The organism is Exiguobacterium undae DSM 14481 (assembly GCF_000620805.1).
GTDB lineage: Bacteria > Bacillota > Bacilli > Exiguobacteriales > Exiguobacteriaceae > Exiguobacterium_A > Exiguobacterium_A undae.
The window spans coordinates 2,481,389-2,498,875 of record NZ_KK211187.1; the positions used below are offsets into that span (position 1 = coordinate 2,481,389).

The window sequence follows — 17,487 nt, forward strand, 5'->3', positions numbered from 1 at the left end:
CTTGCGCTTCATTCATTGTTTGTATCCGAAGATACGTTTTTTGCCTCATCGTTCAGTTTTCAAAGTTCGTCGTGTCGTTTTCAGCGACTTTAATAAGATATCACGGAATAACTTATGCGTCAATCCTTTTTTCAAATTAATTTATCGCGTCATCGGCGTGTGCCTGTCGACATGTATTAATATACTATCTCGAGATAATAACGTCAACACTTTTCCCTTAATTTTTATTGTGTTATTTTTTCCTTCTATAATATGCCGACGTTTTTTATTTTAACCAATTAAAAAAACCGGTCTATTAGACGACCGGTTCATACGTTACGAGTTCTACTCCCAAACCTTTTGTCCGTTGATAAGAAATACGAACCAATCCTTTACGGATAAAGAAATCAATCAGACTGCCTAAGTCCACTTTCAGCTCTTCCAAACGATCGTCTTCCATCAACTCATACATCGTCCACGGCCGATCGTGTTCCCGCATCACTTCAAATAAGTATTTCCCACCGGACAATACCTTGGACTGCAACAAGTGCTCGAGACCAATCAACGCTAAATGAATCCGTTGCTCCAATGTTTCTTCGCTTAATAATAATTGCTCATACAGCTTGTAGACGTCCGGATCGTCTAAACGTGCCTGTTCCCAAACGACGACTTCCGGGTGTGCCCCTTTTTCGAGAACCGACAACCGCGCCAAATGATGCAAGGCATGGTGGACATGCGTGTAGGCGTCATAGTAGTTTCCGCGACTGAACAGATTTCTTCCGTCCTGAAAACGGCGCAACAGTTTCGCGAACGACAGGGACATCTGCAAACATCGTTCCGTCTCCGGAAAATTAAGTAATTGTTTTTTTAAGTCCGTCAAATAATCATTTCGTTCAAAAATGATGGTCCCTTCTGATATCCAATGAACCGCTCGCCGATTCGCATTTAAGATCAGCCAACGCGATAAGACCTGTTCGTTTACAAGATGTAACGAAACGCGTAATGTATCCAAACGGTAATGTTTGACCGTCCATTCAATTGATGGATCACGTGTGATCACTAGAAGCAAGACATCAAATTGATCCGTCAGCGAGTCTCTTGGCTGTCTTTTTTCAACGGAGATGATTCCCTGCGTCTCCGGATAAGCTGCATATTCCGAATAAATCGTGCGTGTCACTTGTTCCATTTCCCTCTCACCCTTCTTTGCTCCGTACTCATCACTCTGATCATTCGTCCGTTACCATTTTCGACAAAAAATCAACCGTTCCTGCTTCAGACTCGATCCAACAATATGCTAGACTGACTACAGGGGGAATTCATGTGAAAAAACAACGTAAAAATAAAATAAACCGTGCCCGTAACTTGGCAATGTTCCTTGTTTTCGGCGGCATGCTTGTCATGTACGGCGGTCTTTTGTTAAAACAATTCGAAATCATCATGGTCATTTTAATGCTGGTCGGATTTGTCATGGTGCTTGCAAGTACAGCCCTTTATTTCCTCATCGGACTAACTTCGACGAAAGCCGCTGTTGTCACCTGTCCGAACTGCGGAAAGGAAACGAAGGTTCTGGGCCGGGTCGATTTATGTATGCACTGCGACGAACCGCTGACGATGGACCGAAATCTTGAAGGTAAAGAATTTGATGAAAAATACAATAAACACAGTAAACGAGCTCCCCGCTAAAGGAAGCTCGTTTTTTCATTGCACCTTCGATTGGCAGTCCGGACAAGTTCCGTATACTTCTAAACGATGACGATCCACTTTGAAACCTGTCAAGTGGGCAGCAACCGTCTCGACGTCGTCAAGAACAGGGTAATTGAAGTCCACGATTTTTCCGCAGCCTTCACAAATCATATGATAATGGCGAGTCGTGACAAAGTCGAAGCGACTCGACGCATCCCCATAATTCATCTCTTCTACGATTCCTTTTTCCCGGAAGACCCGTAAGTTATTATAAACCGTCGCCACACTCATATTTGGAAAACGATGTTCGAGCGCACGATAAATTTCATCTGCTGTCGGATGGGTATGTCCCGTCGTTAAATATTCCAAAATCGCATGACGTTGTGGTGTCATCCGAACGCCTGATTCACGTAAAGAGCGTACTGCATCATCTAGCATCTCGTTCGCCACGTCATCCCCTCATTTCTATCTTTCATTGATTATTAGATTGTAATCTTTATAATTAGTCTACCTACATTCTTTCTTTCCGTCAACGGCTCTGCTCCCCGTTTGACGGACATGATACAATCATATCGTGATATTTTTCACGTATCAATGATTGGAGGAATCATCATGTCAACTCACGCAAACCGCCCAACTTCCGAAGCATTATACGAAGTGGCACAAAAATGTATCGTCGGAGGCGTCAACAGTCCCTCCCGTTCTTATAAGGCAGTCGGAGGCGGTGCCCCCGTTTATATGGAACGCGGAGAAGGTGCTTATTTTTATGATGTCGACGGCAATCGTTATATTGATTACTTAGCAGCTTACGGACCGATCATCACAGGTCACGGTCACCCTCATATTACGGAAGCGATCACGAACGCTTCAAAAAACGGCTTATTGTACGGGACACCGCATCGTCTGGAAATCGATTTTGCCCACAAACTCCAACAAGCGATCCCGTCTTTGGAAAAGGTCCGCTTTACGAACTCTGGAACAGAGGCCGTCATGACGACGATTCGCGTCGCCCGCGCCTACACGGGACGTGAACTCGTCGTCAAGTTCAGCGGATGCTACCATGGTCACTCGGACTTGATGCTGATTGCAGCTGGTAGTGGTCCCGCGACCCTCGGTTCACCTGATTCAGCCGGTGTGACGAAAGCAACTGCCAAAGAAGTCATTACGACACCGTTCAACGATATTGAAGCATATCGTCAGATCATGCAGGAATGGGGCGACCAAGTCGCCTGTGTCCTCGTCGAACCCATCGTCGGAAACTTCGGGATTGTTGAACCACAACCCGGTTTCCTCGAAGCAATCAATGAAATCACTCACGAACATGGTGCACTCGTCATCTATGATGAAGTCATCACGGCTTTCCGTTTCATGTACGGCAGTGCCCAGGAACTGCTGAACATCCGTCCGGACATGACCGCACTCGGAAAAATCATCGGTGGCGGTTTGCCGATTGGTGCATATGGCGGTCGCCAGGACATTATGGAACACGTCGCACCACTCGGTCCGGCTTATCAGGCGGGAACGATGGCCGGTAACCCGGCTTCAATGGCTGCCGGAATCGCTTGCCTTGAGTTACTCGAACAGCCGGGTGTTTACGAAGAGTTCGATCGCCTTGGCGCAAAGCTCGAACAGGGTATTCTCGAAGCAGCAGACACACATGCTGTCACGATTACGATCAACCGCCTCAAAGGAGCCTTGACGGTCTACTTCACGGATGAGACGGTCGTTGATTATTTAGGAGCAGAGCGTGCAGACAGTGAAATGTTCGGCCGTTTCTTCAAGCTGATGCTTGAACAGGGCGTTAACCTTGCCCCTTCTAAATACGAAGCCTGGTTCTTGACGACCGCTCACACAGAAGCAGACATCGACGAGACGATTGCTGCCGTCAATCGTGCTTTCGCACAACTGTAAGCTGTTCACCTTTCATTACAAAAAAGCTATTCCGTTTTTACGGAATAGCTTTTTTTTCATTCGACGAGCTCTAGGTTTTGGATCGCATACAGTTCAAAGTAAGCACCACGTTTACGCATCAAGTCTTCATGACGTCCCATCTCCGTAATTTGACCGTTCTCGATGACAACGATTTTATCTGCATCGGTGATGGTCGAAAGACGGTGGGCGACGGTAAACGTCGTTCGTCCTTTGGCGAGACGCGCCAGTGAATCTTGAATCATCGCTTCACTTTCTAAATCCAACGCACTTGTCGCTTCATCTAAAATCAAGATTGGTGGATTTTTCAGGAAGACACGGGCAATCGCCAGACGCTGTTTTTGTCCGCCTGATAATTTAACACCTCGTTCGCCGACCGGTGTTTTGTATCCATCTTGCAGTCGTTCGATGAATTCATGGGCATTGGCGGCTTTCGCTGCAGCAATGACCTGTTCATCCGTCGCCTCCGGATTTCCCATCTTGATGTTCATCTCGACCGATTCACTGAACAGAATCGATTCTTGCATGACCATTCCGATTTGATCACGCAGACCACGCAACTTCAAATCGCGAATGTCGACGCCGTCAAGGGTAATCCGTCCGGAAGAGACGTCATAAAAACGCGGAATCAGACTGACGAGGGTTGATTTCCCTCCGCCAGACATGCCGACGAAAGCAATCCGTTCCCCGGCCTGAACGTCGAGCGTCAAACCGTTGATCGCCCGTTCGCCCCCTTCTTCATACGAGAAGCTGATATTTTCAAATTGAACGTTCCCTTTGACAGCAACCGGATTTTTAGCTGTCGCTTTCTCCGTGATGTCATACGGTTCATCCAAAAATTCGAACATCCGGTCCATCGAGGCAATCGACTGGGTCAATGTCGTCGATGAGTTGACGAGCCGTCCGAGCGGTGCGTATAGACGGTCGATATAGGCGATGAAGGCCACCATCGTCCCAAGTGATTCTTGACCGTTCAAGACAAGGAAGGCCGCAGCACCAAAAATCAAGATGGGTGCAAAATCAGTAATCGTCGAGACGACGACATATGTCCGGGCGTTCCAGTTGGTTTGGCGTAACGCAGCTGTCAAGAATCCGTCATTTTGCTTTTTAAAGGCACGGTTTTCATGGGGTTCGAGCGCAAAACTGCGGATGACGGCCATGCCATTGACCCGTTCCGTCAAGTGACCTTGCAGTTCAGCCAGTGCCGCGGACCGGTCACGTGTCAGACTGCGGAGCCGGCCGTAGAAAAATTTCACGGCAAGCGCATAAAACGGCAACGGGATGATGGCAACGAGTGTCAGCTTTGGATCAATGGTCCACATGATGGCAATCGCAATCAAAATCGTAATCATATCGAGCCACAAGTTCATCAGACCGGTCACGACAAAGTCTTTTGTTTGTTCGACGTCATTAATGATCCGTGAGATGACCTCACCTGTTTTCGAATTTGAATAAAACCGAAGTGATAATTTCTGTACATGATCAAACAGTCGATTCCGGACATCAAACAGAATTTTCGAAGCGGACCACTGGGCAAGGTATTGCCGGATGTACTCGAGCGGTGGTTTGACGACGAGGAAGACGAAGAAACCGGCTCCGATCAGATACGCCAACTCTTTACTGCGTTCCGCCAATGGCACAGTCGTCGTCTCAGATAATAAATTGTCGATAATGTATTTATAGAGTAACGGTAACCCTAACGGAATCGAGAATTTGATGATTCCGACAAACACGGTCAGGAGGATTTGTTTCTTGTATGGTTTGACGAATTCCATGTATCGCCGGATCGAACCTTTTTCTTTTAATCGTACTTGTTTTGTTCTAGCCATGTGTTTCCCTTCTTTCCACTAAAAAAAGACGATGGCGAACCATCATCTCCGATATCTTGTTTCGTATTCACGATACCACGTTTCAACGAATGCTGGATTAAACGGACCCTTCCGACTCCGAATCCATTGAATCAAAATTTGGACGTTGTCTTTTAGAATACGATCAATCGCTTTCGGATAATTCATCTCGCGGCGATGTTTTTCGTACTCGTCCTCATCCAAAATCATGTAAGACATGTCTGGATACACCTTGATGTCTAAATCATAATCAATGTACTTGACTGCTCGATCCTTTTCATCAAACGTCGAAGGTGACCCTAAGTTGCAGTAATAGTAGATTCCGTCTTCACGGATCATACAAATTACATTAAACCAGAGTTCTGTCGAAAAATAACAAATCGCGGGTTCGCGTGTCCGCCACTGACGACCATCCGATTCACTGACCATGATCCGGTCATTGAATCCAATCAATTCTTCATCCGTCGATTTAAGCACGAGCGTTTCTTCCCAAACTCTGTGTAAGCTGCCGTTATGTTTGAAACTTTGAATCTCAATCTTGCTACTTTCTTTTGGGAATCGACTCATGTGCTACTCCTTTCTGAAGCTTTTTATTCAGTTTTTTCTCTACTCTCGTGCTTATTATACCCATTTTCAGAACACATGAAAAACGAAAGGCTATTTTTTCAGGAAAATGACTGGTATTTATTTTGAAAAATGATGCAAGATGGCTTGTTTTCGTTGCTGAAACATCGGCCGAAGAATAAAGGCGTCGACAAACCATTTTGGAAAATAGGATTTATAGATTAAGTCGTCAATCATGTATAAGCCATCCTGACGTTCTTCGACACGGTGTGTATGACACCACGCAGCGAAAGGAAACGGCACCTTCACTCCGACGTCAACAAATGCATCTTTTCCGACCATCGGGATGATTGAATCCCACTGTACAAAAATCGGCGGTACCCCGACCTTCAGCTGGATCGTATTGCCGGCATATGTCCGGGTGTCACCGATGGTCTGAACTTTGGGAAAAGTCGTCATCCCGGTCAATGCTTTGGCATCACTTAAAAATAACCAAGCTTGTTCTTTTGTCGTCGGGACACGGGTTTCCGTCATAAAACGATTCATTAAAGTTCCTCCTTTAGTAGACGATCAATCTTCATCTGGGCGACTGAAATCGGTTGCTTGGCATATGTTTGTTCATCCATCAAGACGGTCCCTTCCGGTTGGGTCGTGACACGATAGACGGTAATGTCCCAAATCCGGTGGGAAAAGATATGTTTGACACTGCCGATACGCGTTCCCGGCTGCTCTTCTGACGTTTCGACCAGAGGGTATTGCCACATGCCCGCGAGGAGTCCTGTATCGGGACGTTGCATGACTGCCACTTGACCGTTTTCTTCATATACCAAGGCGTCATACTGAATCGTCTGCGTTTTCCCTTTTTTGGTTTTGACCGGAAGCTCTGCTTGAACAGACCGCTCGTAGGCGAAACAGACATCATTGACCGGACAAAGTCCACACATCGGTGATTTTGGCGTACAGACCATCGCGCCCAGTTCCATCAAGCCTTGATTGAAACTTGAAGGATCCGTGTGATCAATCAACTCATGGACAGCAGCTTCGAATACTTTTCGTGTTTTCGGAGCGGCGATGTCGTCATAAATCCCCAAGACCCGTGATAAGACACGCATGACGTTCCCGTCAACAGCCGGCTCCGGATGGCCGTAAGCGATAGAGAGCACGGCACCCGTCGTATAGGGACCGACCCCCCGCAAACTTTCGAACCGTTCCTTTTCATCCGGTACGATTCCGCCGTATTTTTCAACAACTTCCTGAACGGCGATTTGAAGGTTCTTAACACGGGAATAGTACCCTAAGCCTTCCCAGTATTTTAAGACTTCACTTTGTTCCGCCGAAGCCAAGTCGTGTGGTGTCGGAAAGCGTTCCGTGAAGCGGTGATAATAAGGAATCACCGTATCGACCCGTGTCTGTTGCAACATGATCTCACTGATCCAGATATGGTAAGGATTTTTCGTTTCACGCCATGGAAGTTGCCGTTGTTCCCGCAAGAACCATTGCACCAGTTCGGTTGTAAAATGTTGCTTATTAAAGTTTGTGAAATATTCTGTAACGAGAGTCAAAATTCTACCTCTTTTCTGTCTGATACGTTATAGTAAGTTCAATTAACCATGAAATCACTCTACGATTCTTTTTATTATCTTGAATACTTTATAGAGGAGCGAATTCGCATTGGATACTGGTACGCATATCGGAATGGGACTTTGTCTCGCCGCCATTTCAACACTTGAACCCGATGTCGCAGCAAGTGCTACACTGTTCGCTGCCGTCACCACTACAGCTTTGGTCGGTTCCCATGCTCCGGACTTTGATACTGTATTTAAATTTAAAGGCAACAGTGCCTATCTCAGACAACACCGTGGTAAATCACATGGCTTAATCGCTTTGATTGCTTGGCCGTTGTTGTTGGCGATCGTCATCGGCGCTTTATTTGGTGTTCCACCTACTTCATTATGGCTGATGGCACAGACCGCTGTCGCCCTTCATGTCTTCGTCGATCTGTTTAATGCTTACGGCACACAGGCTCTCCACCCCTTTAAAAGGACTTGGATCGGATGGGGTGTCATCAATACATTTGACCCGTATCTGTTCACGATGTATTACAGCGCGTTCGGCATCTGGCTGCTGACCCGGGCGACGATTGTCATCTTCCCGATTCTGATTGCAATCGTCATCATCTACTACGCCGTTCAGTTTAAGTTGCGAAACGACGCTTTGGCAACGGCAGCCCGTTACTATGGCGGAGCGCATAAGCTGTTTATTTCGCCCGGTATGAAATGGGATGAATGGCACGTCGCGGCCCGCTTGCGAAATGAATATGCTGTCGTCAAAATCAATGCCGGTACCGTCGTCGAATGCGGTAATTTCCGGATTAAGGACGAACCGCATGGAGACGAATTATACGAAATCGTCAAAGAAAATGCCGATTTGCAAGCTTTTCTCGAATTCTCAAAAATTCACACGTATACCGTTTCACGAAAAGACGGGATTGTCGAATACCGTTTCACAAACTTACGTTACTTTACGAAAGAAGTTTATCCGTTCGTCGCGGTTGTCCGGATCGATGCGACCTCCCGCCAGATCGTCAGCTCGTACACCGGCTGGGTCTTCAGTGAACGCACATTACAAAAAAAACTGGTTGTCCCTGCACTATGAATAAAGGACTCGTTACCCGAAACAACTTCCGGGTCAACGAGTCCTTTTTTTTGTTGCATCTGAATCACTGGGTGTCGCGCCCGATCATCAGATGTTTGAATTTCTCATTTGTCGTGTTGAAACGATGAAGCATCGCTCCATGCTGTTTGATCTGTTGCTGAACGAAACGGACGGCAACAGCCTCGCCTTGATACTTTTCGCCCGCACGTGCGAGCGTCGCCTCGAAATCCTCCCACAGCACTTCGACCCATGTCAACGCTTCAAGCGGTGTCAGCGTCTCATTGACAAGTTGCAGTTCATTTGCCAGTCCTTGTAATGCTTCTGAACGATTTTGATCCATCATCATTCCTCCTCTTCTTGAATCAATGCCAGTGGAATCGCCACTTCATTGACGGTCCCTTCGAAATGTCCCCATCCCATGACACCGTTGACGAAATGCAACTCGAATCGCGCTTCTTCCCCGTCGATCCGGTAAAAGCGTCCCGTCTCGAACCGGCTGGCATCAACAAGATAACTTTGGGCAATCGCAATCTTTCGAATGATGACTTCCACTTCACTCATATTGCCGTGTTGCTCCGCTTTTCGTTTTTGTTCATTCAATTTCGTCACGAGCATCTCTAATTCATACTTCGACAGTTGACTCATTCGTGTATCCATTAAAAAACTCCCCCTCTTCGTCATTAGTATATACGAAAAGAGGGAGGAGAATCATAGGGTTAGCTTGATTTCAGTTCGAGATTCCGTTTGCTTTGCAAGGCATACATTTTGGCGTAGATGTTTTGTTTTGCGAGCAATTCTTCGTGTGTACCACGTTCAGCAATCCGTCCTTGGTCAAGAACAATGATTTCATCCGCGTCTTTGATCGTCGACAAGCGGTGGGCGATGATGAACGTCGTCCGCCCTTTCGTCAACGTCAATAACGCTTCTTGAATCATCGCTTCCGTCTCGGAGTCGACACTCGCCGTTGCCTCATCGAGCACCAAGATGGCCGGATCAAAGGCCAATGCCCGGGCAAAACTGATTAACTGCCGTTCCCCGGCAGATAAGGTCGCCCCTTTTTCGATGACCGGTTCATCCAGTCCTTTCGGGAGCCGGTCAATGAATCGATCCGCGCCCACCGCAACGATGGCTTCGCGGATACGCTCCTCCGAAATGGCCGGATTTCCGAGCGTGATGTTCGACCGAATCGTTCCTGTGAATAAAAACGGATCTTGCAAGACGATCCCCATATGATCCCGAACCGCCTGCTTCGGGAGTTTCGTGACATCTTGTCCGTCAATCAACAACTGTCCGGAGGACGGATCATAAAAACGCATCAATAAGTTCATGATCGAACTTTTTCCGCTGCCCGTATGACCAACGAGGGCAACCGTCGCCCCCGGACGCGCATCAATTTCAATGTCTTGCAACACAGGATGACCCGGATCGTAACTAAATCCGACCTGCTTGAATTCGACACGTCCCGCAAAACGAGCAAGGCGTCCTTTTTCGACGTCTTCTCCTTGCTCATCCAGCAACTGGAACATCCGGTCCGCGGAAACGAGTGCCTGCTGCAATGGAGACAACTGGTTCATGATTTGAGTGACCGGTTCAAAGAGACGTGAGACATAGTCGATATAAGCGTATAAAATACCGAGCGATAAAAACGTCCCGTCAGTCAAACTCTTTCCGGCGACGACCCAAATCAACAAAGCGAGTGTCAGGTTTTTCAAGAAATACGACAAGTTGTGCGACATCAAGGCATCGAGCCGTAATAACTTCGAACGGGTCTGATAATTCTCTTCGTTTTTCTGTTCGAATTCTGCCAACACTTCTTTTTCCCGCGCATAGGCTTGAATGATCGGCATCGTTTGAATATTTTCATTCAACTGACCGTTCATGTCGGCGACAAGCGACCGGACCTTAAAGTTGTTTTCCGTCGCCAATTTTTGAAACAGCTGAATCCAGAAATAGACGATCGGGATGATCAGGAGCGAGACCAGTCCCAGACGAATATCGAGGAAAAACATCGCTACTAAAATTCCGGCCATCGTGATCAACCCGGAAAAGACCCGCGCCAACACCCCTAGATATAAATCACGAATCGTTTCCGTATCATTCGTCACCCGGCTGACGATTTTCCCGATCGGTGTTTGGTCAAAGTAGCGGACCGGCAACCGTTGTAAATGGGAAAAAACATCAAGACGCATCCGTTTGACGATTTTATGCGCCGACCGCTGAAGCAAGATTTGCTGAATCCAGTTCAGCCCCGCTGCAATCAACAGCAAGACGATATAAAGGAGCGACAACCAACCGACCGCTTTTAAGTCGGAGGCGTAAAAGTCATAGACTTGCCCTTGCGTCAGCTTTTCGACACCCGAATAACGGAATGTCTCGTCGCCGCGTGTGATGGTCAACGTCCCATCGGTCACGTTCCGTTCTCCGCCGCTGACGACTTGCTCCGGAACAAAATAGTATCCTTCTTTCGATTGAACGATTGAAATCGGTTGAATGATGGCAGACTCAGATACGTCTTTCGTCTTCGCGAACTCTCGTCCTGCGTATTCCACCGTTCCGCCCGACTCCACTTCGACCCAGTCCTTTTCAATCGCGACGATATGCTCGTCGATGATGACTTTTGCAATGTACGGACCGGTCAATTCTGCTCCAACCGCCAGAATCAATAAAAACAATCCCAGGAAAATGGCGCGTTTCTCATACATCGCATAGCGGACAAGCGAACGAATCGTCGTTTTCCGACGAACAGGATCCAGTAGATACAACTCTTCTTCATTCATGTTTGACACCTCCTACCTTACGTTTCTTCACTTTGACGTTCAAATTGCTCGGCATACCAGCCCTGGCGTTCCATCAACTCTTCATGCGTTCCGCGTTCCGTCACTTGACCGTCTTGGAGAACAAGGATTTCGTCCGCATGGGCAACAGCGGACAACCGGTGGGCGACGATCAACGTCGTGGACTGCTCACGATTGGTGCGGATCGCTTCGATGATATGTGATTCGGTTTTCGCATCTACAGCTGACAAGGAGTCGTCGAGCAATAACAATTTCGGTTTCTTCAACATCGCCCGAGCAATCGAGAGCCGTTGCTTTTGTCCACCGGATAACGTGACACCACGTTCGCCGACTAGCGTCTCAAGACCTTGATCGAGCATCGTGACATCTGTCGTAAACGAAGCGAGGCGAATTGCTTCTTGCAATTCCGCTTCCGTTGCCGTTCCGGCACCAAACAAGATGTTATCCCGGACAGTTTTCGAGAACAGTAAATGTTCCTGCGAGACATAACCCGTCCAGCCCCGGACCGTCTCAAGCGCCACATCTTCGTACGGCGTCCCGTTGACTTTCAACATGTCGCGTCCGACCGGATATTCGCGGAGGAACTGGCGTAGCAACGTCGTTTTCCCGGCCCCTGTCGGACCGACGATTCCAATCGTCTTCCCTTGTTCAATCGTTACGTTAACGCCGCGCAAGGCCGGTTGATCCGTTCCCGGATACGTAAATGTCAAATCCGATACTTCAATCGTTTCCGGAGTCGCTACGTCGACAGCCGGCGTTGAGGTGATCAGCGGCTTAACGCGCATCGTCGCCTGCAGACGGTCAAGACTTGCCGTTCCGCGCTGGATGACATTGATCAATTCCCCGAACGCATACATCGGCCAGATCAACATCCCGAGGTAAATATTGAAGGCAACGAGCTGTCCGAGCGTGATGTCGTTCGTAAAGACAAGGTACGTCCCGAACGATAAACCGATCAAATAACTGATGCCGACTAATAATTTAATGATGGGTTCAAACAAGACATCAATTTTGGCGACATGCATGTTTTTATCAAACACATCAGTCGTCACGTCATCAAACTTTTTGACATCGATGTCTTCTTGAACAAAGGAACGGATGACGCGCAGACCAGAAATCGATTCCACGACTTGGTCATTCATCGTGCCGAACGCATCCTGTGCCGTCATGAAACGTCCGTGAATCTGACTGCCCAGCTTGTTCATCGCATAAGCAAGAATCGGCATCGGCAACAGTGCCGCCAGTGTCAGCTTCCAATCAATGGCGACACCCATCACGACGAGCGTAATCGCCGTCATGTTCAACGAATCGACGAGTGTCAGGACACCAAATCCGGCTGTCCGTTCAACCGCCTTCAAGTCATTGGTCGCCAGCGCCATTAAATCGCCTGTTCGATTGCGCTGATAAAAGGTGGGTGTCAGTTTTAACAAGTGCGTAAAAAACTGACTGCGTAACGTGCGTTCCAGTAAAAAAGCCGTTCCGAATAATTTCGCAAGCCATAAATACGTCAAGATAAAGGACGCGATTGAAATTACGACAAGACCAACCACATACTGGATCAAGGTCGTCCGGTCCATTGAACCGGACCGTAATCCGTCAATGACTTTTCCAATCAGCCATGGTGGTGTCAGGTCGATGAAGCCGGTCACGATCAATAACAACACGGCAACTAAATACGATTTTTTATGTTCCTTCAGAAACCAACTGAGTTGGCGAAATAATCGCACGATGGTTCCCCCCTTTGTCGTTCATAATGGTGTTATCTGGTTTCCAAGCACGCAAAAAAGGCAGACTGATTTCCGGAGCAGTCCGGGAATCAATCTGCCTTTCTAAAGACGATTTGAATCGACAATATGGTCTGCGTGCTCGGGAAACGGATTCCCTGTCAATCGCACACTGAATGAGTGTTTATACGAGTTCGAGAGTCTCCGCCATATTCAACTGTTGGATGGATGTGATAACAATTGGCTGTTTCATGTGACGGTTCCTCCTTTTCTTAATCTGTGCGTAGGATAGCATAATTGTCGAACAATTGTCAATTTTGTGTCTAGTTTTAAAAAAATGGCTTACCTTTCGTCAAATCCCGTCTTCTTCTTCCTGTTTCACCTGCTCAATCGCTTCTGAGACAAGCGCATACGGGAAGCCTTTTCGGACAAGGGCCTGCTGTGTTTTTTGAACACGGGCGAACGGCTCCAGGTTCCGGTATTTCGGATAGTACTTCCGGGCTTGATACAATGCAGCCGACTCTTCCGTTTCCGCTTCGACCTCTTCAAAAACAAGTTGTAGCCCCTGTCTTGTGACTTCCGTTGAGAAGCCGCGTTGCATCAACGTTTGCTGCAATTTTTGTTTGAGTTCCCGAACCGATCTTCGCGCCAGTTCTTTTTGTTTTTGCCGCAGAAATTTCAGTACTTTTTCCAGTTCTTCTTCTTCCGTAAACTCCGCGAGTGCTTCGTCGATATACGACTTCGGAACCTTCAAGGCTTCGAGATCCCGGCGAATCTTTCCGGGACCTTGCGGCGTCGTCGCTTTTTTCGTTGCCGTATATGCCAAGGCAAACTGTTGGTCATTCAGGTATTTTTGATCGGTCAACCGTTTGATGGCATGTTTCACCGCGTGCTCCGGTGTTTCTTTTTCCATCAAGTAGGCTTCGACTTCACTCGTCGCCCGCATCCGGTAAGACAAATGATTGAGGGATAAACGATAGGCTTTTTGCTGTTCTTCCGCCGTCAGGACTTCCTTGACGAAATCATCGTCTAGCTCTTTGTCACGCTGTAGATTATATTTGATTAAAATATCGACATCGACGGCAAAGGCGTATTCTTCTTTGCCCTCCCGCTCAATGTAGATATTAAAACGTTCCGTATTTTTCTTTTGGGTGGAGATCCGTTTGATTTTCAAGTCTGTTCCTCCTTTTTCATTCTCTTTCTTCCACGATAACATGTTGAATGAGGTTTGAGTGAAATGGACAAACGGGAACATATGTACAAGTATTCATTTAGATAGAACGAGAGGATGACTTCAGCTATGAAAATCGCAATTACAGGCGGAACCGGAATGATCGGGCAGGCATTAACAAAACGTTTACTTAACGAAGGACATCAGATTAAAATTCTGACACGGTCACCGAAAGCCGCAACGGGATCCATTTCTTACGTGGAATGGTTGACCGACGGAGCAGCACCTGAACAGGAATTAAACGATGTCGATGCCTTCATCCACTTAGCCGGCGCTTCGATCAATGAAGGACGTTGGACGGAAGAGCGGAAACGCGTGATTCTTGAAAGTCGGATTGATTCGACGAAAGAACTTGTCCGGATCATTCAAGCACTCGATTCCAAACCCGCTGTCGTCTTATCGGCTTCTGCCGTCGGGATTTACGGTCAGGATCGCCACCAAACATTTTCAGAAGAAACCGTGTTACCTCCGACGGCAGACTTCCTCAGCCATGTCTGTGTCGCTTGGGAAAACCTTGCTGAACCGATTGCTGAACTCGGGATTCGTCTCGTCCATCCACGTATCGGCGTCGTCTTAAGTACGGACGGCGGTGCCTATCCGCTGATGCGACTGCCGTACAAACTGTTTGGCGGAGGAACGATGGGCGACGGTAAACAATGGGTTTCTTGGGTCCACATCGATGATCTCGTCGAACTGTTCCTGTTTGCCTTGACGACTGAATCCGTCAGCGGACCGGTGAACATCACGGCACCTCATCCGGAGACGATGCGTCGTTTTGGTCAAACGATTGGGCAGGTACTACATCGTCCCCACTGGTTACCTGCCCCACGCTTTGCGCTTGAGCTCGCTCTTGGAGAAAAAAGTGTCATCGTGCTCGAAGGTGCACGTGTCATTCCCAAAAAAGCACTCGAAAACGGCTTCAAGTTTCGGTATGCTGAATTAAAGGATGCGCTACAGAATCTTGAGCACACAAACTAATACAGGGGCTGACAAATGGTGGATGTTTTAATACGTAATGCACATATCTTCCCGATTACATCAGATAGTTTTTATGGGGATATCCGAATCAAAAACGGTAAAATTGATGAGATCAGTGAGTTGCTCGACGCTAAAGAAGATGAACGGGTCATTGAAGCTGAAGGACGGTTCTTGCTGCCTGGATTCATTGATGCCCATACACATCTTGGTTTATACGATGAGGGAACCGGGACAGTCGGAAATGATGCCAATGAAACGATTTTCGCGATGACGCCCCATTTACGGGCCATCGACGGTGTGTATCCGCTCGATGAAGGATTCAAGGAAGCGATCGAACACGGGATTACGACGGTTCAAGTCATGCCGGGCAGTATGAACATCATCGGCGGCGTGACGAGTGTCATCAAGACACACGGTCGATTCATCGACGATATGATCCTTCGGAAATATGCCGGACTGAAAGTAGCGCTCGGTGAAAATCCAAAACGTGTCCATAGTGCAGGCCGTGCCGGTGAATTGACTCGGATGGGCATCATGGGCATGTTGCGGGAAGCGTTTCTCGAAGTCAAGATGCAACGGACGGCAGATACGTTTGCCCACCGGATGATTGAACGGGTTCTCAAAAGAGAGATGCCGCTCCGTGTCCATGCACACCGTGCGGATGATATCTTATCGGCCATTCGCTTTGCGGAAGAGTTTGATCTGGATGTCCGGATCGAGCACTGTACAGAAGGTCATCTCGTCGCAGAAGAGTTGCAACAATTGCCGATCGAACATGTCACGGTTGGTCCGACGTTTACCCGAAAGTCAAAAATCGAACTGAAGAACAAAACCTGGGAAACATATCGGGTCCTTCATGAACACGGGTTGGAGATTTCGATCACGACGGATCATCCGTACACACCCGTTCAGTACTTAAACTTATGTGCAGGACTGGCAGCACGCGAGGGTTTGCCGGTCGACATCGCCCTTCGCGCCATTACAATCAATCCGGCCCGTTCCATTGGTGTCGATGATCGGGTCGGCTCAATCGAACCGGGAAAAGATGCCGACCTCGTTCTCTGGAGTCACTTCCCGCTCGATTATCTGGCGAAGCCGCTCATGACGATGATCGACGGAAAAGTCATTTTTGAACATCCACACCTGACGTCCATGTCTTAAAAAAAGCCTTTGATTTTAACGGAAATCCGTTGAAATGCAAAGGCTTTTTTCTTTGTGAAAACCGTCCCTTTTTGTTTGCAGGAAATGTCTTGTTTTTGTATGTTTTTTCACAAAAATTATTTACTTGCTTTTTTAAAAAAAGAAGGTAATATTATCTTATCCGACAACTGAAGAAGGCATACCATGCGCGGTTCAAACGAGTCAGACAGGTAGCTTTCGACAATCATTCTAGCGGTCTTAAGAAGGAGGAATGGAAGTATGCTCAAGCAACGGGAGCTGAGCGACTGCGCTGATTTGTTCGAACTGATGCAGCATCAAGACGTATATCCGTACGTCCGCCAAAAAACACGGTACTTTGATGAATTTCTGTTTACTACAAAGCAGGCAATCGAAGAGGAAGAGCGTGGAGAACTGGTCTCACGCACGATCCTAGACGAATTTGACCAACCAATCGGTACAATCAGTTTACTCGATATCGAAGGACAGTATGGGTTTCTCGGTACATGGTTAGGTAAACCGTATCATGGGAAAGGGTACAACAATCTCGCAAAGGAAGCTTTTTTTGCGGAATTATTTTTTGACCTCGAATTCGAAAGTGTCTTCATGAAAATCCGCAAGACTAACATCCGTTCTCAAAAAGCAGCGGAAAAGTTGCCGTACGCCTTTTGTGCGGATGAATTGCGCCCAACCTTACTCGAACAGTTGAACACGGGAGAAACCCAGTTCACGCTGTATGAAGTATCGAAATCAAGTTTTCAAATGTATATCCACGGACGCGAATTCGAAACCGTCTACGAACAACAACTCGAAGCATGAGAGGACCTGTCCTCTTGTGCTTTTTTACTGTTCGTTGATGCGGAACGAAACCTTCAAATGGTATGATGATAAGGAAAATTCATCTTTTGGAAGAGGATGCAACGTCTTCCTATATGAAATGGAGC

Annotated in this window: 17 protein-coding genes; 6 read left to right on the forward strand and 11 right to left on the reverse strand. The window is 47.5% G+C overall.

All coding sequences use genetic code 11. The annotated features are described in order from the left end of the window. Positions 1-295 precede the first annotated feature (295 nt). Positions 296-1,165, reverse strand: a complete 870-nt coding sequence (locus P397_RS0113650) for a nucleotidyltransferase-like protein (protein ID WP_026833774.1) — start codon at positions 1,163-1,165, stop codon at positions 296-298. Between the two features lie 134 nt (positions 1,166-1,299). Here P397_RS0113650 and P397_RS0113655 point away from each other — a divergent pair, with 134 nt between their 5' ends. Continuing rightward, positions 1,300-1,662, forward strand: a complete 363-nt coding sequence (locus P397_RS0113655) for a DUF2614 family zinc ribbon-containing protein (RefSeq protein WP_012369565.1) — start codon at positions 1,300-1,302, stop codon at positions 1,660-1,662. A 15-nt stretch (positions 1,663-1,677) separates the two neighbouring features. Here the strand turns inward: P397_RS0113655 and perR are convergent, their stop codons facing one another. Beyond that, on the reverse strand, positions 1,678-2,100 hold the full coding sequence (gene perR / locus P397_RS0113660) for a peroxide-responsive transcriptional repressor PerR (RefSeq protein WP_251135550.1): 423 nt from the start codon (positions 2,098-2,100) through the stop codon (positions 1,678-1,680). A gap of 174 nt (positions 2,101-2,274) precedes the next feature. Here perR and P397_RS0113665 point away from each other — a divergent pair, with 174 nt between their 5' ends. Further along, on the forward strand, positions 2,275-3,573 hold the full coding sequence (locus P397_RS0113665; RefSeq protein WP_028106877.1) for a glutamate-1-semialdehyde 2,1-aminomutase: 1,299 nt from the start codon (positions 2,275-2,277) through the stop codon (positions 3,571-3,573). A 56-nt stretch (positions 3,574-3,629) separates the two neighbouring features. Here P397_RS0113665 and P397_RS0113670 read toward each other — a convergent pair whose 3' ends face one another. The 4 genes from P397_RS0113670 to mutY form a co-directional block, all read right to left on the reverse strand. Continuing rightward, positions 3,630-5,420 carry an ABC transporter ATP-binding protein gene (locus P397_RS0113670; protein ID WP_051524038.1) on the reverse strand — a complete coding sequence of 597 codons (1,791 nt, stop codon included), beginning with the start codon at positions 5,418-5,420 and terminating at the stop codon, positions 3,630-3,632. A gap of 42 nt (positions 5,421-5,462) precedes the next feature. Continuing rightward, positions 5,463-6,005, reverse strand: coding sequence for a nucleoside tri-diphosphate phosphatase (gene ntdP / locus P397_RS0113675; RefSeq protein ID WP_026833778.1), 543 nt, complete (start codon positions 6,003-6,005; stop codon positions 5,463-5,465). Between the two features lie 117 nt (positions 6,006-6,122). Then, a complete protein-coding gene (locus P397_RS0113680; RefSeq protein WP_028106878.1) occupies positions 6,123-6,548 on the reverse strand; it encodes an SRPBCC family protein in 426 nt (141 codons plus the stop codon). Beyond that, the gene (mutY, locus tag P397_RS0113685; protein WP_026833780.1) at positions 6,548-7,564 is read right to left on the reverse strand and encodes an A/G-specific adenine glycosylase; all 1,017 of its coding nucleotides are present in this window, start codon (positions 7,562-7,564) and stop codon (positions 6,548-6,550) included. The genes P397_RS0113680 and mutY overlap by 1 nt, the downstream gene beginning before the upstream one ends. Before the next feature lie 109 nt (positions 7,565-7,673). Between mutY and P397_RS0113690 the strand changes: the two genes are divergently transcribed. Then, on the forward strand, positions 7,674-8,657 hold the full coding sequence (locus P397_RS0113690; protein ID WP_028106879.1) for a metal-dependent hydrolase: 984 nt from the start codon (positions 7,674-7,676) through the stop codon (positions 8,655-8,657). 64 nt (positions 8,658-8,721) lie between these two features. On the opposite strand, the gene P397_RS0113695 is transcribed toward P397_RS0113690, so the two are convergent. The 5 genes from P397_RS0113695 to P397_RS0113715 form a co-directional block, all read right to left on the reverse strand. After that, positions 8,722-8,997: a YfhJ family protein gene (locus P397_RS0113695; RefSeq protein ID WP_026833782.1), complete on the reverse strand. Its 276-nt coding sequence runs from the start codon at positions 8,995-8,997 to the stop codon at positions 8,722-8,724. A gap of 2 nt (positions 8,998-8,999) precedes the next feature. Beyond that, positions 9,000-9,314, reverse strand: a complete 315-nt coding sequence (locus P397_RS0113700) for a DUF1811 family protein (RefSeq protein WP_028106880.1) — start codon at positions 9,312-9,314, stop codon at positions 9,000-9,002. 59 nt (positions 9,315-9,373) lie between these two features. Further along, a complete protein-coding gene (locus P397_RS0113705; RefSeq protein ID WP_028106881.1) occupies positions 9,374-11,434 on the reverse strand; it encodes an ABC transporter ATP-binding protein in 2,061 nt (686 codons plus the stop codon). Between the two features lie 17 nt (positions 11,435-11,451). Next, entirely contained in the window at positions 11,452-13,179 is a 1,728-nt protein-coding gene (locus P397_RS0113710) for an ABC transporter ATP-binding protein (protein ID WP_028106882.1), read from the reverse strand. Between the two features lie 349 nt (positions 13,180-13,528). Then, positions 13,529-14,350 (reverse strand): RecX family transcriptional regulator, encoded by an 822-nt coding sequence (locus P397_RS0113715; RefSeq protein ID WP_028106883.1) that lies wholly within the window; start codon positions 14,348-14,350, stop codon positions 13,529-13,531. Positions 14,351-14,476: 126 nt separating this feature from the next. Between P397_RS0113715 and P397_RS0113720 the strand changes: the two genes are divergently transcribed. The 3 genes from P397_RS0113720 to P397_RS0113730 all read left to right on the forward strand — a co-directional run bounded on the left by P397_RS0113720 (position 14,477) and on the right by P397_RS0113730 (position 17,362). Then, on the forward strand, positions 14,477-15,385 hold the full coding sequence (locus tag P397_RS0113720; protein WP_028106884.1) for a TIGR01777 family oxidoreductase: 909 nt from the start codon (positions 14,477-14,479) through the stop codon (positions 15,383-15,385). A gap of 15 nt (positions 15,386-15,400) precedes the next feature. After that, complete coding sequence (locus P397_RS0113725; protein ID WP_028106885.1) at positions 15,401-16,546, forward strand: amidohydrolase; 1,146 nt, start codon at positions 15,401-15,403, stop codon at positions 16,544-16,546. A gap of 258 nt (positions 16,547-16,804) precedes the next feature. Beyond that, positions 16,805-17,362: a GNAT family N-acetyltransferase gene (locus tag P397_RS0113730; RefSeq protein WP_026829132.1), complete on the forward strand. Its 558-nt coding sequence runs from the start codon at positions 16,805-16,807 to the stop codon at positions 17,360-17,362. Positions 17,363-17,487: the final 125 nt, after the last annotated feature.

What these genes read in the sequence shown, in the direction of transcription:
- ntdP (WP_026833778.1), bottom strand. Translation starts at nt 6,005, where the DNA reads ATGAGTCGATTCCCAAAAGAAAGTAGCAAGATTGAGATTCAAAGTTTC.
- P397_RS0113650 (WP_026833774.1), bottom strand. Translation starts at nt 1,165, where the DNA reads ATGGAACAAGTGACACGCACGATTTATTCGGAATATGCAGCTTATCCG.
- P397_RS0113665 (WP_028106877.1), top strand. Translation starts at nt 2,275, where the DNA reads ATGTCAACTCACGCAAACCGCCCAACTTCCGAAGCATTATACGAAGTG.
- P397_RS0113705 (WP_028106881.1), bottom strand. Translation starts at nt 11,434, where the DNA reads ATGAATGAAGAAGAGTTGTATCTACTGGATCCTGTTCGTCGGAAAACG.
- P397_RS0113730 (WP_026829132.1), top strand. Translation starts at nt 16,805, where the DNA reads ATGCTCAAGCAACGGGAGCTGAGCGACTGCGCTGATTTGTTCGAACTG.
- P397_RS0113695 (WP_026833782.1), bottom strand. Translation starts at nt 8,997, where the DNA reads ATGGATCAAAATCGTTCAGAAGCATTACAAGGACTGGCAAATGAACTG.
- perR (WP_251135550.1), bottom strand. Translation starts at nt 2,100, where the DNA reads ATGCTAGATGATGCAGTACGCTCTTTACGTGAATCAGGCGTTCGGATG.
- P397_RS0113680 (WP_028106878.1), bottom strand. Translation starts at nt 6,548, where the DNA reads ATGAATCGTTTTATGACGGAAACCCGTGTCCCGACGACAAAAGAACAA.
- P397_RS0113725 (WP_028106885.1), top strand. Translation starts at nt 15,401, where the DNA reads ATGGTGGATGTTTTAATACGTAATGCACATATCTTCCCGATTACATCA.
- P397_RS0113720 (WP_028106884.1), top strand. Translation starts at nt 14,477, where the DNA reads ATGAAAATCGCAATTACAGGCGGAACCGGAATGATCGGGCAGGCATTA.
- P397_RS0113670 (WP_051524038.1), bottom strand. Translation starts at nt 5,420, where the DNA reads ATGGCTAGAACAAAACAAGTACGATTAAAAGAAAAAGGTTCGATCCGG.
- P397_RS0113700 (WP_028106880.1), bottom strand. Translation starts at nt 9,314, where the DNA reads ATGGATACACGAATGAGTCAACTGTCGAAGTATGAATTAGAGATGCTC.